Raw genomic sequence first — 13,736 nt, 5'->3', positions numbered from 1 at the left:
GCTCAACGATAAGTTTTTGCAATGGGAAGATTTCGTTTTTTACTGATTTTAGAGGTAATTATCTCCATATTAGTAGGGGAAGGTTATACACCTTTTGAAACCCTCTCTCCCCACCATGCCATAAGTTCTTTCCTTTGAACGAGATAAGTTGAGCGGTTATATGCTCTGCGAACTTCATTTTTATCACTATGAGCTAAGGCTGCCTCAATGACATCTGAGTTGAAACCAGCTTCATTTAAAGCTGTACTGGCAATTGAGCGAAGCCCATGTGCGACCAATTTACCGCCATAACCAATCCGCTTCAGCGCAGCATTTGCAGTCTGGCTATTCATTGGCTGCTTTGGGTCATTTCTGCTAGGAAAAATATGTTCACGATGTGCGCTGATAGGCTTCATCACTTCTAAAATATCTAAAGCCTGAGGTGACAAAGGTACAATGTGTTCACGCTTTGCCTTCATCCGTTCGGCTGGAATCGTCCAAATTTTTGCATTGAGATCGATCTCTGCCCATCCAGCACCAGAAGCCTCAGAAGGACGCACGAGAGTAAGGAGCTGCCATTCAATCAAGCAACGAGTTGGAACGGATAGATTAGACATTACCAGTGAACGCATAAGCTTCGGCAATTCCTCCGGTCGCAACGTGGGCATATTCTGCTTTTTAGGCTTCTCAAAAGCCATACCAATCCCAGAAGCAGGGTTAGCATCAATCAGCCCGGTATTAACCGCATAAATCATAATCTCGTTGATACGCTGTACCAGACGACGAACGGTTTCGAGAGCACCTCGGGCCTTAATCGGCTCCAATGCTTCAACCAGCTTTCGGGCTTTAATTTCCTGAACCGGGATCTCTCCAATGACAGGAAAAACATCTTTCTCAAGAGAGCGCCAGATATCCTTTGCATAATCCGGCGTAACGCTGGCTTGCTTCAAAGCAAACCAGTTAGCGGCCACGGTTGAGAAAATGCTGTCTAACGCGATCTGCTGCTGTTCTGTGAGCTGTTCGGCTTGCGTCTGTGGGTCAATGCCATTAGCGAGTAAGGAAAGGTAATCAGCACGCACGCGTCTGGCATCTGCCAGCGAAAGGGCAGGAAAAGCACCCAGGCCCATCATGGTGCGCTGCTTTGTCGCTGGCCTTTGATAACGGAAGCGCCAAAGCTTCTTGCCGGTGGTTTTCACCACCATGAACAGTCCGTCGCCATCATGCAGAGTCAAATCTTTATCAGTGGCTTTAGATCGAAGAACTTCTGTGTTTGTGAGGGGGCGTGTAGTCCGTGCCATGCGGGGTTTTCTGCCTGAATTGGTATACGTTATTGGCATACATCTTACCGTATACCAATACGTATACCAATTATCACCGGATTTGGCTGGATCTCTACGGACTACTACAGACGTAAAAAAGCCCGCGAGGCTGGTTCCAGGCGGGCTTTCAGGACTTCCCCGGACGTATCCGGTACATAATGTGGTGGAGCTGGCGGGAGTTGAACCCGCGTCCAGAATTACTACACCGTCGGCACTACATGCTTAGTCCAGTTTTTACATTCGCTGGTTAGCTGCGAACGGACACGCCACTAACAAACTAGCCTGATTGGATTTAACGCTGCAACCCCAGGCAGGGTATTCACGCGATCTCTTTTGTTTTTGACCTCTCTTGATCCCCGTCTTAAGAGCGGAAGCTAGGGAGAGAGGGCTCTAAGCAGGTTATTAAGCTGCTAGTGCGTAGTTTTCGTCGTTTGCGACTATTTTTTTGCGGCTTTTAACGAGGCCAACCGCCCCTCGGCATGCTCCTAGGGCTTCGCAAATCCTGTCGAATCCAGAATCAGCCCCAAGTACTGTTCAGCAGTATATCAGAAAAACCAGCCTCTGTGCCAGTGGCTTAGCGGTTGGCGTGCTTCATAATACGCGCTTTGTCTAATTTCCACTCACGATCTTTAATGTCATCGCGCTTGTCGTGTTCTCTTTTGCCTTTGGCGACGCCAATTTTCAGCTTAGCCCAGGCGTTCTTCCAGTAGAGCGATAGCGCCACGATGGTATAACCGTCGCGGTTCGCTTTACCGAACAGCGTATCCAGCTCGCGCTGTTTCAGCAGCAGCTTACGGGTGCGCGTAGGGTCACAGACCACATGTGACGAGGCTCCCGTCAGCGCCTGAAAGGTCGAACCGAACAGGAAGGCTTCACCATCGCGCAGCAGTATGTAGCTTTCGCTGATATTGGCCTTGCCGGCGCGGAGTGATTTGACTTCCCATCCCTGTAGCGACAGCCCCGCTTCGAACTCTTCTTCAATGAAGTATTCATGGCGGGCCCGCTTGTTCATGGCAATGGTAGCAGAACCGGGTTTATGTGCTTTTTTCTTTGTCATAGTGCTACTTAGTTTACATGAAGCGGTGGTTGATGGCATCCCCTGTAACAACGGACGCAGGGAAAAGCGCTATTTTAGCAGAACGCTGGCGGCTCCGAATTTTTGTTTACCCGCCGGCGATGTTATTATTTATCTATTGAAGATTAACAGGAAACATTATGTCTCAGATTAGCCGTTCCGCGCTGGTGCCCTACAGCGCCGAGCAGATGTTCCGGTTGGTAAACGATGTGGATGCCTATCCGGAATTTCTACCAGGGTGTACGGGCAGCCGCGTGCTGGATTCGAGTGAACAGGAGATGACGGCGTCCGTGGACGTTTCCAAGGCCGGCATCAGTAAAACGTTTGTGACGCGCAATACGTTAACGAATAATCAGCGTATCCATATGCAACTGGTCGACGGGCCCTTCCGTAAGCTTAGCGGCGGCTGGACTTTTACTGCGTTAAGCGATGAGGCGTGCAAGGTTGAGCTGAATCTGGATTTTGAATTCAGCAATATGCTGATCGAAATGGCCTTTGGTCGCATCTTCAAAGAGCTGGCAAGCAGCATGGTGCAGGCTTTTACGCACCGGGCCAAAGAGGTTTACAGTGTCTGACATCGCTGTTGAAGTGGTCTATGCGCTGCCGGACAAACAGTATCTCTACACAGTGAACGTGGAAGAGGGCAGTACCGTCGAGCAGGCGATCCGGGCATCAGGCCTTCTTGAACTGCGTAGCGATATCGATCTCTCCCGCAATAAGGTCGGCATCTTCAGCCGGACGGTAAAGCTACAGGATGAAGTGCAGGGAGGCGACCGCATTGAGATTTATCGTCCCCTGATTGCTGACCCCAAAGAGCTGCGGCGCCTGCGCGCTGAGCGGGCAGCAAAAAAATAAGGCGCTCTTTAGCGCCTTACCGGTATAACGAACACTTCTGCCTTTACCTACCCGATTAGCCTTTATTGCCTTTCAGGTTCGGGCTGTTCTCAATATTGGTCAGCGTGCCGCTGCTGTCGAAAGTCAGCGTCAGCGTCTGCTGTTTCACCGGCTCATGGCCAGGCTCCTGACGGAACACGTAAAACCAGACGTTACTGCCGAAAGGATCGCGCATCATCGGGGTGCCCAATGTGTACGCTACCTGCTGTTGTGTCATGCCGGTATGAATTTTTGCAACGTCAGTGGCGACCAGATAGTTGCCCTGATTGATATCAGGCCGGTAAACCACTCGTTCCAGAGTGGAACATCCAGCGGTCATCATCAGAAGAACCACCGCCGCAGCAGTCAGCGTTTTACAGCGCATAAGTCTCTTTATTCCTTTTCGGGCCAACACCGTGGGCATCTGGCTATTTTATTTGCCGGTCTGAACCCAATCGGTCGCCGCAGAACGCGGGACGGTCAGTAACCTTTTCACAATCGGTTTCAGGCTGGCTGTAACAATAACGCCAGATGGCCCGTTCATCAATGACCGGCACCTGGCTGTATCGGTTTATCGCTACACTAACAGCGTAAGAAGCCGATGATAATAAACCTTTCCGCAGTTTAAAACCTCTGCGAATGAGGGTTATGACCACATGCGGCCAAAAAAGTGCGGTAATCAGGCGGCTAAAAGCTCTTTTGCGTTAGCCAGCGTATTGCGGGTCACTTCGCTGCCGCCCAGCAGACGAGCCAGCTCCTGTAAGCGGGCGCGTTTATCCAGCGGCCGCATATGGGTTTCGGTCATCGCACCGTCGGTCTCTTTGCTGACATAGAAATGTTGATGACCACAGCCGGCGACCTGTGGCAGGTGGGTCACGCACATTACCTGGGTGGACTCGCCGAGCTGGCGCAGCATTTTGCCGACCACGGCAGCGGTAGGGCCGCTGATACCCACATCCACCTCATCGAAAATCAGCGCTGGCGTATCCATTTTACGGGCGGTAATCACCTGAATCGCCAGGGCGATACGCGAGAGTTCGCCGCCTGAGGCAACCTTAGAAAGCGGCTGGAGCGGCTGTCCGGGGTTGGTGGTGACGCGAAAATCGATGCGGTCGGCGCCCTCAGCGGTCAGATGGTCGGCGTTAAATTGCACCTCAATGCTCAACTGGCCGTGCGGCATAGAGAGCGTATGCATACTTTCACTGATTAAGCCGCTCAGCTCACGGGCAAAATGGCTGCGGCGGTCGTGCAGCTTTTCCGCGCAGGCCAGGGCGGTACGATGGTGTATGGCAACCTTCTGTACAAGTTCATCCTGATCGCTCTCCTGCTCATCGAGTAGCCTCTGTTCTTCAAGCATCTGCTGATGAAACGCCGGCAGCTCTTCGGGAGAGATATGGTGTTTACGGGCCAGCGCGATCTGACGTGAAAGCCGCTGCTCAAGCTCATAGAGGCGGTTTGGATCGAGATCGAGCCGTTCAGAGTAGTGGCGAAGTTCATCGCTGGCTTCACTGATCTGAATCGAGGCTTCTTCCAGAAGCGTATAAACGCCGGTCAGCTTATCGTCCATGCTGATAAGTTCACTGACGTGCTGTTGCGCAATATGGAGTTGAGCCAGTAAGGTTGAGTCCTCGCCATCGGCCAGCAGCATTAGCGCCTGCTGGCTGGTGGAGAGCAGCTGTCCGCTGTTAGCCAGGCGCTTGTATTCTTCATCAATGTTTTCATACTCGCCCGCCACGGGAGCAAACTCATTCAGCTCTTTAAGCTGATACTGGAGCAGCTCACGGCGCGATTCACGCTCCTGAGAGAGTTGCTGATGCTGCGCCAGCGTCCGGCAGCTTTGATGCCACTGACGATAGGCCTGAGCCATCTCCTGACGCAGATCGTTTTCACCGGCATAGGCATCCAGCAGCACTTTCTGATGTTCAGGCTTAAGCAGCATCTGGTGGGCGTGCTGTCCATGGATCTGGATCAGTAGCTGACCTAAATCGCGAAGCTGGGAGAGCGGAACAGCCGTTCCGTTGATAAAACCGCGGGAGCGCCCGTCGCTATTAATAACGCGACGCAGCAGACATTCCTGGCCTTCGTCGAGTTCGTTTTCAACCAGCCAGCGCAGGGCGGACGGGGTATCCTTAAGGGAGAAGCGGGCGCAAATGTCCGCTCGTGTGGCGCCCTGACGCACCATATCTGCTTCTGCTCGTCCGCCCAGGCAGAGACCCAGCGCATCAATAGCAATAGATTTACCGGCACCGGTTTCGCCGGTGATGGCGGTCATACCGCGCTGAAAATCGATCTCCAGCTCACGAACAATCGCAAAGTTACTGATGGTCAGTTGTGCCAGCATAATTGTTGTTCCTGTACGAAAACACAGATATGGTTTTTCATACAGTATATACTGGTTTTATAACCAGTAAAGGTGCTGAGGGCGTTTTTAAAATAATTTTTTTGACCAGGCTAGCTTAGAACTCAATGTGTTGAAATAATTGTAGTTTTGTGGGTGTATCAGGTTAAGGTGATCGTCATTCCGCCGGATAAGGACATCTTCACCTTCCTGAATCGGCAGTGCAATCTGGCTGTCGCAGCTCACTTCAAGGTCGCTGCGCATTGTGGAAAATCGCAGACGGATCGTACTGCTGCTGTTAATGACCAGCGGACGGGCAGAGAGCGTGTGCGGAAACATCGGCACAATGGCGATAGCATCCAGCGACGGCGTCAAAATCGGCCCACCAGCGGAAAGCGAATAGGCAGTGGAACCCGTCGGCGTTGAGATAATCAGACCATCGGAACGTTGGGAAAAAGCGAAGGTTTCGTCGATATACACTTCGAATTCGATCATATGAGCGACCTTGCCGGGGTGCAGCACCACTTCATTGATCGCGGTGCCGATGCGGGGTTCCTCTCCTTTGCGGCAAACGCTCGCCTCAAGCAAAAAACGGCTCTCGGTAATATATTTACCTTCAAGCACGTCTGCCAGCTGCTGCTGCGCGTTGTCAGGATCAAGGTCGGTCAGAAAACCCAAATTGCCGCGGTTGATGCCGATGACTTTTATATCGTATCGCGCCAGTACGCGGGCCGCGCCCAGCATATTTCCGTCGCCGCCCACCACCACTGCCAGGTCTGCCTGCTGACCAATTTCAGAGAGCGTGCCGGTTTCCACATCGGTAAGGTTAAGCTCGCGGGCAATCTGCTGCTCAATGATGACCTGATATCCCTTTGCCGTCAGCCAGCGGTAAAGCATTTCATGCGTAGTCAGCGCCGTGGGATGGCGTGGATGTCCGACAATACCGATACAGTTGAAATGGTTGTTCATGATGCTGGCTTTCCTCATGAGGTAAACTACCCCAGACAATGTGACGGGTTCCCTTGAAACCTCAATTCTGATCCCCATAATAAGCGAACCAGCGAGATGAATGTGCACAAACGCGGAGAAATTCATGAGTAGTAAAGAACAGAACACACCAAACGAGCAAGTCTCAGACGATATTGAGATGGAACAGGCGCAGCCTCAGGACGCAGAGACAGCAGAAGGCGTGGATCTGCGTGATGATCGCATTGCCGAACTGGAAGCCCAGCTGGCGCAGTCGCAGGGCGGCGTGCGCGAGGCGCAGATCCGTGCGCAGGCTGAAATTGAAAACATCCGTCGTCGCGCTGAGCTTGATGTGGAAAAAGCGCATAAGTTTGCGCTTGAGAAGTTTGCCAATGAACTGCTGCCGGTGATCGACAGCCTCGAGCGTGCGCTTGAAGTCGCCGATAAGAATAATGCCGAGCTGACCGCGATGGTGGAAGGTATCGACCTGACGTTGAAATCCCTGCTGGGCGCCGTCCGCAAGTTTGGCGTCGAGGTGGTTGGTGAAGTGAATGAGCCTTTCAATCCCGAACTGCATCAGGCGATGTCGATGATGGAGTCGGAAGGGGTGGCGCCAAATCACGTCCTGATGGTGATGCAGCGCGGCTATACGCTGAATGGCCGTCTTCTTCGCCCGGCGATGGTCGCGGTTGCCAAAGCCAAAGCGTAATCTATTCGTTAAAAAAGCACCTCCGGGTGCTTTTTTTTCGTCTTTATTCCGGCAGTTGCGGACGCCAGTCGATCGGCTTTTCACCTTGTTCTTCCAGCAGCTGATTCGTCTTTGAGAAATGACCGCAGCCAAAGAAGCCCCTGTGGGCGGAGAGTGGAGAAGGGTGAGGCGCTTTTAATACATGATGCCGCTTAGGGTCGATGATGCTTCCCTTCTTCTGCGCATGTGAGCCCCAGAGCAGGAACACCACACCTTCCCGGTACTCATTGATGGCGGCGATGACATTGTCCGTAAAGGTTTCCCAGCCAAAGCGGGCGTGCGAGTGGGCTTTACCCGCTTCGACCGTCAGAACAGTATTAAGCAGCATCACGCCCTGACGCGCCCAGCTTTCCAGGAAGCCGTGCGCAGGCCGCTCGAAGCCGGGAATGTCCGTAGCCAGCTCTTTATAGATATTGACCAGAGAAGGCGGTACGGCAACCCCTGGCAGCACGGAAAACGACAGCCCGTGAGCCTGATGCGGCCCGTGATAAGGGTCCTGTCCGAGGATCACCACCTTCACTTCGCCTAATTCGGTGAGGCGAAACGCATTGAATACATCTTTTTGCGGAGGATAGATAACCTTACCCGCAGCCCGCTCATTCGCCACCATGGCGAGCGTTTCGACAAAATAGGGTTTCTCTTTTTCCTCAGCCAGCACATCGTGCCAGGTCAGCGCATTGACCATTTTCGCCTCCTTTATTTTGTAAGGTGAATAGCTTAGCGCGTATCGTGCGCGGGAAGAACTTAAAATAATTTTGAAAATTTACAGATTTTATTAAAAATAGTTTTTTATGAAAAATCTATGCGAATCATAAAGTTGGCATTTTTTGCATTTCTGGCGCGCTACAGATATTGATTCTGGTCAAAGTTGCCGCATTTAGAGACTGATATACAGTAGAGAGCAGATCAATATTGAACTGATAACTCGTGCTGACGCCGGTCAGCCATAACTGCCTGGAGGCAAATATGATTACTGGAATTCAGATTACGAAAGCTGCAGATGCCGCGCTGATGAACTCATTCTGGTTGCTGGACGATGAAAAAGCCGAAGCACGCTGCGTATGCGCTAAAGCGGGCTACAGCGAAGATCAGATTGTACCCGTGGGTGAGCTGGGCGAAATCGAGTACCGCGAAGTGCCGCTGGAAATGAAACCGGAAGTCCGTGTGGAAGGCGGCCAGCATCTGAACGTTAACGTATTACGTCGTGAAACGCTGGAGGATGCGGTTAAGCATCCGGAGAAATATCCGCAGCTGACCATCCGTGTGTCTGGTTATGCCGTACGTTTTAACTCACTGACGCCTGAACAGCAGCGTGACGTTATTGCCCGTACTTTTACAGAAAGTCTGTAACAATTTCGCCTAAACGGCCTGATTATATAAATTAAAACCCGGATGGCGCTGAAACAAACGCCATCCGGGTTTTTTATAATCCATTTGTAATTCAGCTTGTTATAACAATCCCTTAGCAGCTAAAACGGTATCCCCTGCCTGAAAGCGCGGTTCCGCTACTATTGCCCTCCAGTCCGCTATTTTTGTAGAACATAAGCCAAAAAAAACCGCCCCGGGAGGCGGTTTTTCTGTATGGCTGATGCTTTATTCAGCACTGTCCGTTTTGGCTGCGCTGCTTGGCTTACGGCGTTTGCCGATATTCTTGATATCCCGGTGGCGCTTCTTAACGCGCGGCTTATTTTCAGCGTCTTCTTTCTGTTTCTGCTCTTTGCGCTTTGCCAACACCTTTTTCGACGGCTTGCCGTTCAGCTTTTCGCTTGGTGCACGGGTAGTCGGGCGCAATTCATCAATAGTGCGCGCTTTTAGGGGCTCTTTGATATAGCGAATAATCTTGCCCAACAGCACGTTATCGTGTGCCTCAACAAAGGAAATTGCCGTTCCTTTTTTCCCGGCGCGGCCCGTACGGCCGATACGGTGGAGATAGGTATCCGACGTGCGCGGCAGATCGAAATTAAACACGTGGCTGACATCTTCAATGTCGATGCCACGGGCAGCAATGTCGGTAGCGACCAGAACATTAACCCGCCCGTCCACCACGCGTTTAATCGCTTCGTTACGCTTAAACTGCTCCAGTTCGCCTTCCAGATAGCTGGTGTTGATGCCCGCCTCGCGCAGCCAGCCGCAGAGTTCATGAACGCGTTCACGTTTGCGCACGAAAACAATCGAACGGGTCGCTTCTGGCTGCTTAAGAAGATGAATCAGCATGGCGGTTTTATGCTTGATGTCATCTGCACGGTAATACCACTGCAGGATTTTTTTACGCTCACGACGGGCCGGATCGGCTTCGATTTCAACCGGTTCGTTCAGCAGGCGCTCAGAGAAGTCCTGGATCGCTTCCCCTTCCAGCGTGGCGGAGAAAAGTAGCGTTTGCTTGCGCCAGCGGGTTTCGGCGGCAATAGTTTCAATATCCTGAGCAAAACCCATGTCCAGCATGCGGTCCGCTTCATCCAGGATTAGCGTTTCTACCGCACGACAGTCAAAATTTTCTTCTTTGATGTACTGAAGCAGTCGTCCGGTTGTGGCCACCACCACGTCCTGGTTTTCGCTGAAAACTTCAGCATGGTTCATATAAGCCACGCCGCCGGTAATAGTGGCAATGTCCAGGTGGGTATGCTTTGCCAGCTCGCGGGCCTGATCGGCAACCTGCATCGCCAGCTCGCGCGTTGGCGTCAGCACCAGAATACGCGGCGGTCCCGATTTTTTGCGCGGGAAGTCGAGCAGATGCTGCAGTGCGGGCAGTAGATAAGCCGCCGTTTTGCCTGTACCGGTTGGTGCCGAACCCAGAACGTCGCGACCCTCCAGTGCAGGCGGGATTGCAGCGGCCTGGATTGCAGTGGGGCGCGTGAAGCCTTTTTCCTGCAGAGCGTTCAGCAGGCTTTCATCAAGTTCGAGTTCGGAAAAAGTGGTTACAGTCATGGTCTACCTCAGTTTGGGGCGCTGATTATAGACAGATTGAACACGATCTTCATCTGTTTGTGTGGGCTTAATGACTTTTCCTTCAACATACTTTGTCATATGCTAGCGCCGTTTCCCCTTCAGGTCAGTCAAATGTCTTCAAAGAAAGCGGTTCTGCGCGCCAACGGATTTACCTTCAAACAGTTTTTTGTCGCCCACGATCGTTGCGCGATGAAAGTTGGCACGGACGGCGTTCTTTTGGGTGCCTGGGCACCGGTCGCGGGTGTGACGAGAGTACTGGATATCGGCACCGGCAGCGGACTGATCGCCCTGATGCTGGCTCAGCGTACCGGCCAGACGGTCAGCGTGGACGCGGTTGAACTCGACGAGCAGGCCGCCGCACAGGCCAGAGAGAATGTTCAGGCATCGCCCTGGCGTGAGCGTATCCATATTCATCAGGATGATATCCGGCAGTGGGCTAAGCAGTGCGAAAACCGTTACAACCTGATCGTCAGTAATCCGCCTTATTTTACGCCCGGCGTTGAGTGCGCCAGCCCGGCGCGGGCTGCTGCCCGCTATACCGCAGACCTGACGCATGAGATCCTGTTGCAATGTGCGGAAGAATTGATCGCGGAAGATGGTTTTTTCTGCGTCATCCTGCCAGCAACAGCCGGTAATGCGCTGGTGGAGCATGCCTTGCCGCGCGGCTGGCACCTCCGTTCCCGCACCGATATTTCTGATAACGAAATGCGCCCGCCAAACCGGGTGCTGCTTGCACTCTCTCCCCAACCGGGTGAGCTGCTTCTGGATCGGATGACCATTCGCGGGCCGGATCAGCGTTATTCAGAAGCGCACTGCAGCCTGACCCGCGATTTTTACCTGTTTCGCTGATCAGGGTGTCAGGATCGTCGGTCTGGCCTCATCCAGCATATCCGGGTAGTCGAGCGTAAAGTGCAGGCCGCGGCTCTCTTTACGCGCCATGGCGCAGCGAACAATCAGTTCCGCCACCTGAACCAGATTCCTCAGCTCCAGAAGGTTGTTCGAGATGCGAAAGTGAGCGTAATACTCATCAATCTCCTGCTGAAGCGTATTGATGCGTCTCAGCGCGCGTTCAAGCCGCTTGGTGGTCCGCACTATCCCCACGTAATCCCACATAAACAGGCGCAGCTCATGCCAGTTATGCTGGATGACCACGCGTTCGTCAGAATCATCAACGCGGCTCTCGTCCCAGACGGGTAGTGTTGATGGCAGCGTAACGGTTTGCAGATAGCGATGAATATCTTCAGCGGCTGACCAGCCGTAAACCAGGCACTCCAGCAACGAGTTGGAGGCCAGGCGGTTGGCGCCATGCAGACCTGTATAGCTGACTTCACCGATGGCATAAAGGCCTGTGACATCGGTGCGCCCTTGCTGGTCAACCATCACGCCGCCGCAGGTGTAATGTGCCGCCGGAACAATCGGTATTGGCTCTCTGGTGAGGTCAATGCCCAGCGTTTTCAATTTTTCATTGATGGTCGGGAAATGAGATTCAATGAACTCAGTAGGTTTATGACTGATATCCAGGTACATACAGTCTGCACCGAGACGCTTCATCTCGTGATCGATGGCACGGGCCACGATGTCTCGCGGCGCCAGTTCAGCACGTGGATCAAAATCAGGCATAAAGCGGGAGCCATCCGGGCGTTTCAGCACCGCCCCCTCACCACGTAGCGCTTCTGTCAGCAGAAAATTCCGTGCTTCCGGGTGAAATAAACAGGTGGGATGAAACTGGTTAAACTCCAGGTTAGCCACCCGGCAGCCCGCCCGCCAGGCCATCGCGATGCCGTCACCGGAGGCGACATCGGGATTGGTAGTGTACTGGTAAACCTTCGCTGCGCCGCCGGTAGCAAGCACCACAGCCCGGGCACGGCAGGTTTCCACGCGTTCACGTTTACGGTTCCAGATATAAGCCCCCACCACGCGACGTTCACCGGCAAGACCGATTTTATCCGAAACGATAAGATCAACCGCATTGCAGCGTTCGATAAGCTGAATATTAGGGTGGGTGAGCGCGCGGCTGACCAGCGTCGTTTCAACGGCGCGGCCCGTGGCGTCGGCGCTATGCAGAATGCGGCGATGGCTGTGACCGCCTTCCCGCGTCAGGTGATAGCGGGAGGCGCTGCTATCGGGCGTCTCTTTATCAAACAGCATGCCGTTATCAATCAGCCACTGTACGCAGTGGCGCGCATTACTGGCGATAAACGAAACCGCCTCACGGTCACAAAGACCGCCACCGGCAATCAACGTATCTTCAACATGAGATTCAATGCTGTCGGTTTCATCAAACACAGCGGCAATGCCGCCCTGCGCGTAGAAAGTGGATCCTTCACTCACAGGCCCCTTGCTGAGCACCGTTACCTGATGCGTTTCGGCCAGGCGCAGCGCCAGCGATAAGCCGGCAGCGCCGCTACCGATGATAAGCACGTCACAACTGTATTCGGAAAGAGAGGTCATTTTGTTTAATTTACTAAACAGGAGGTTTAGTGAGCATAACATTCCTGACGGCGATGAAAAATGCTTTTCATAACTTGTGTTCAGCAAGTTGAAAAGGAGAGACAGAGGCGAACGGGCGCCGGAAAGAAGGGAAGAGCAGCTTTTCGCCGTTTAATATTGCGAACCCGCCTGGACTGTGGCGATTTAGAGGTGAAATAACGAGCCTCATGAGTTACTCTGCGGCGTTAGTGCAAAGCGCTGCGCCTTAAAGCAAAACCAGAAGAAAGCAGAGGCTTCAGGCCGGTTATAACAAAAAACGTACCGGTCTTCTCTTTCTGCCGGGAACTCAAAATTATAAGGTCGTAATGGAACTTTACTCATGATGATCAATCAAACCGGATGCTTGCTCGAAATAGATAGGTTGTTGCGGGTAGTTCATCAACGCGTGGAAAAAGATTTGGGGAGACATTACCTCGGATGAGCGAGCAGTTAACGGATCAGGTTCTCGTTGAGCGAGTGCAGAAAGGGGATCAGAAGGCGTTTAATTTACTGGTGGTTCGCTACCAGCATAAAGTGGCGAGTCTGGTTTCCCGCTATGTTCCCTCGGGCGATGTGCCAGACGTAGTACAGGAATCCTTTATAAAAGCCTATCGGGCGCTGGAATCCTTTCGTGGCGATAGCGCGTTCTATACCTGGCTTTACCGGATTGCCGTAAACACGGCGAAAAATTATCTGGTTGCGCAGGGACGACGTCCTCCTGCCAGTGACGTTGATGCTATTGATGCTGAAAACTTCGAAAGTGCGGGCGCGCTTAAAGAAATTTCGAACCCTGAGAACTTAATGTTGTCTGAGGAATTGAGACAGATCGTTTTCCGCACTATTGAGACGCTTCCTGAAGACTTACGTATGGCGATTACGTTACGTGAGCTGGATGGCCTGAGCTATGAAGAGATAGCCGCCATCATGGAGTGTCCCGTGGGAACGGTGCGTTCACGTATTTTCCGGGCGCGAGAAGCTATTGATAATAAAATTCAACCACTTATCCAACGCTAGCGATAGCGG

14 protein-coding genes and 1 other RNA gene are annotated in these 13,736 nt (G+C 52.6%); 6 read left to right on the top strand and 9 right to left on the bottom strand.

Going from position 1 to position 13,736, the window contains the following annotated elements:
* Positions 1-83: 83 nt before the first annotated feature.
* From EA20_RS0103075 to smpB, 3 genes are all read right to left on the bottom strand, one after another.
* Complete coding sequence (locus tag EA20_RS0103075; protein ID WP_024965437.1) at positions 84-1,277, bottom strand: integrase domain-containing protein; 1,194 nt, start codon at positions 1,275-1,277, stop codon at positions 84-86.
* Between the two features lie 182 nt (positions 1,278-1,459).
* Positions 1,460-1,823: a transfer-messenger RNA gene (ssrA, locus tag EA20_RS20060) on the bottom strand.
* Positions 1,824-1,872: 49 nt separating this feature from the next.
* Positions 1,873-2,355: an SsrA-binding protein SmpB gene (gene smpB, locus EA20_RS0103070; RefSeq protein WP_024965436.1), complete on the bottom strand. Its 483-nt coding sequence runs from the start codon at positions 2,353-2,355 to the stop codon at positions 1,873-1,875.
* A 158-nt stretch (positions 2,356-2,513) separates the two neighbouring features.
* On the opposite strand from smpB, the gene EA20_RS0103065 reads away from it, so the two are divergent.
* Together EA20_RS0103065 and EA20_RS0103060 are read left to right on the top strand one after the other, a co-directional pair.
* Positions 2,514-2,948, top strand: a complete 435-nt coding sequence (locus tag EA20_RS0103065; RefSeq protein ID WP_024965435.1) for a type II toxin-antitoxin system RatA family toxin — start codon at positions 2,514-2,516, stop codon at positions 2,946-2,948.
* Positions 2,941-3,228: an RnfH family protein gene (locus EA20_RS0103060; RefSeq protein ID WP_024965434.1), complete on the top strand. Its 288-nt coding sequence runs from the start codon at positions 2,941-2,943 to the stop codon at positions 3,226-3,228. The genes EA20_RS0103065 and EA20_RS0103060 overlap by 8 nt, the downstream gene beginning before the upstream one ends.
* Before the next feature lie 55 nt (positions 3,229-3,283).
* On the opposite strand, the gene bamE is transcribed toward EA20_RS0103060, so the two are convergent.
* The 3 genes from bamE to nadK all read right to left on the bottom strand — a co-directional run bounded on the left by bamE (position 3,284) and on the right by nadK (position 6,553).
* Positions 3,284-3,631 carry an outer membrane protein assembly factor BamE gene (gene bamE, locus EA20_RS0103055; protein ID WP_024965433.1) on the bottom strand — a complete coding sequence of 116 codons (348 nt, stop codon included), beginning with the start codon at positions 3,629-3,631 and terminating at the stop codon, positions 3,284-3,286.
* 294 nt (positions 3,632-3,925) lie between these two features.
* Positions 3,926-5,587: a DNA repair protein RecN gene (gene recN / locus EA20_RS0103045; RefSeq protein WP_024965432.1), complete on the bottom strand. Its 1,662-nt coding sequence runs from the start codon at positions 5,585-5,587 to the stop codon at positions 3,926-3,928.
* An 87-nt stretch (positions 5,588-5,674) separates the two neighbouring features.
* Positions 5,675-6,553 carry an NAD(+) kinase gene (gene nadK, locus EA20_RS0103040; protein ID WP_024965431.1) on the bottom strand — a complete coding sequence of 293 codons (879 nt, stop codon included), beginning with the start codon at positions 6,551-6,553 and terminating at the stop codon, positions 5,675-5,677.
* Between the two features lie 124 nt (positions 6,554-6,677).
* On the opposite strand from nadK, the gene grpE reads away from it, so the two are divergent.
* Entirely contained in the window at positions 6,678-7,259 is a 582-nt protein-coding gene (gene grpE, locus EA20_RS0103035) for a nucleotide exchange factor GrpE (protein ID WP_024965430.1), read from the top strand.
* Positions 7,260-7,302: 43 nt separating this feature from the next.
* Here the strand turns inward: grpE and ung are convergent, their stop codons facing one another.
* Positions 7,303-7,983 (bottom strand): uracil-DNA glycosylase, encoded by a 681-nt coding sequence (ung, locus tag EA20_RS0103030; protein WP_024965429.1) that lies wholly within the window; start codon positions 7,981-7,983, stop codon positions 7,303-7,305.
* A gap of 281 nt (positions 7,984-8,264) precedes the next feature.
* Here ung and grcA point away from each other — a divergent pair, with 281 nt between their 5' ends.
* Positions 8,265-8,648, top strand: coding sequence for an autonomous glycyl radical cofactor GrcA (gene grcA, locus EA20_RS0103025; protein WP_024965428.1), 384 nt, complete (start codon positions 8,265-8,267; stop codon positions 8,646-8,648).
* Between the two features lie 243 nt (positions 8,649-8,891).
* Here grcA and srmB read toward each other — a convergent pair whose 3' ends face one another.
* On the bottom strand, positions 8,892-10,223 hold the full coding sequence (gene srmB, locus EA20_RS0103020; RefSeq protein WP_024965427.1) for an ATP-dependent RNA helicase SrmB: 1,332 nt from the start codon (positions 10,221-10,223) through the stop codon (positions 8,892-8,894).
* Between the two features lie 132 nt (positions 10,224-10,355).
* Here srmB and EA20_RS0103015 point away from each other — a divergent pair, with 132 nt between their 5' ends.
* Positions 10,356-11,093, top strand: coding sequence for a tRNA1(Val) (adenine(37)-N6)-methyltransferase (locus tag EA20_RS0103015; protein WP_024965426.1), 738 nt, complete (start codon positions 10,356-10,358; stop codon positions 11,091-11,093).
* Here the strand turns inward: EA20_RS0103015 and nadB are convergent, their stop codons facing one another.
* A complete protein-coding gene (gene nadB, locus EA20_RS0103010; RefSeq protein ID WP_024965425.1) occupies positions 11,094-12,695 on the bottom strand; it encodes an L-aspartate oxidase in 1,602 nt (533 codons plus the stop codon).
* Positions 12,696-13,151: 456 nt separating this feature from the next.
* On the opposite strand from nadB, the gene rpoE reads away from it, so the two are divergent.
* Positions 13,152-13,727, top strand: a complete 576-nt coding sequence (gene rpoE, locus EA20_RS0103005) for an RNA polymerase sigma factor RpoE (protein WP_024965424.1) — start codon at positions 13,152-13,154, stop codon at positions 13,725-13,727.
* Positions 13,728-13,736: the final 9 nt, after the last annotated feature.

It is taken from the genome of Pantoea sp. IMH (assembly GCF_000599885.1).
Taxonomy (GTDB): domain Bacteria; phylum Pseudomonadota; class Gammaproteobacteria; order Enterobacterales; family Enterobacteriaceae; genus Erwinia.
The sequence above is the reverse complement of the archived record's forward strand: the minus strand, read 5'-3'. Positions and strand labels throughout refer to the sequence as shown.

What these genes read in the sequence shown, in the direction of transcription:
- EA20_RS0103075 (WP_024965437.1), bottom strand. Translation starts at nt 1,277, where the DNA reads ATGGCACGGACTACACGCCCCCTCACAAACACAGAAGTTCTTCGATCT.
- smpB (WP_024965436.1), bottom strand. Translation starts at nt 2,355, where the DNA reads ATGACAAAGAAAAAAGCACATAAACCCGGTTCTGCTACCATTGCCATG.
- EA20_RS0103065 (WP_024965435.1), top strand. Translation starts at nt 2,514, where the DNA reads ATGTCTCAGATTAGCCGTTCCGCGCTGGTGCCCTACAGCGCCGAGCAG.
- bamE (WP_024965433.1), bottom strand. Translation starts at nt 3,631, where the DNA reads ATGCGCTGTAAAACGCTGACTGCTGCGGCGGTGGTTCTTCTGATGATG.
- recN (WP_024965432.1), bottom strand. Translation starts at nt 5,587, where the DNA reads ATGCTGGCACAACTGACCATCAGTAACTTTGCGATTGTTCGTGAGCTG.
- nadK (WP_024965431.1), bottom strand. Translation starts at nt 6,553, where the DNA reads ATGAACAACCATTTCAACTGTATCGGTATTGTCGGACATCCACGCCAT.
- grpE (WP_024965430.1), top strand. Translation starts at nt 6,678, where the DNA reads ATGAGTAGTAAAGAACAGAACACACCAAACGAGCAAGTCTCAGACGAT.
- ung (WP_024965429.1), bottom strand. Translation starts at nt 7,983, where the DNA reads ATGGTCAATGCGCTGACCTGGCACGATGTGCTGGCTGAGGAAAAAGAG.
- grcA (WP_024965428.1), top strand. Translation starts at nt 8,265, where the DNA reads ATGATTACTGGAATTCAGATTACGAAAGCTGCAGATGCCGCGCTGATG.
- srmB (WP_024965427.1), bottom strand. Translation starts at nt 10,223, where the DNA reads ATGACTGTAACCACTTTTTCCGAACTCGAACTTGATGAAAGCCTGCTG.
- EA20_RS0103015 (WP_024965426.1), top strand. Translation starts at nt 10,356, where the DNA reads ATGTCTTCAAAGAAAGCGGTTCTGCGCGCCAACGGATTTACCTTCAAA.
- nadB (WP_024965425.1), bottom strand. Translation starts at nt 12,695, where the DNA reads ATGACCTCTCTTTCCGAATACAGTTGTGACGTGCTTATCATCGGTAGC.
- rpoE (WP_024965424.1), top strand. Translation starts at nt 13,152, where the DNA reads ATGAGCGAGCAGTTAACGGATCAGGTTCTCGTTGAGCGAGTGCAGAAA.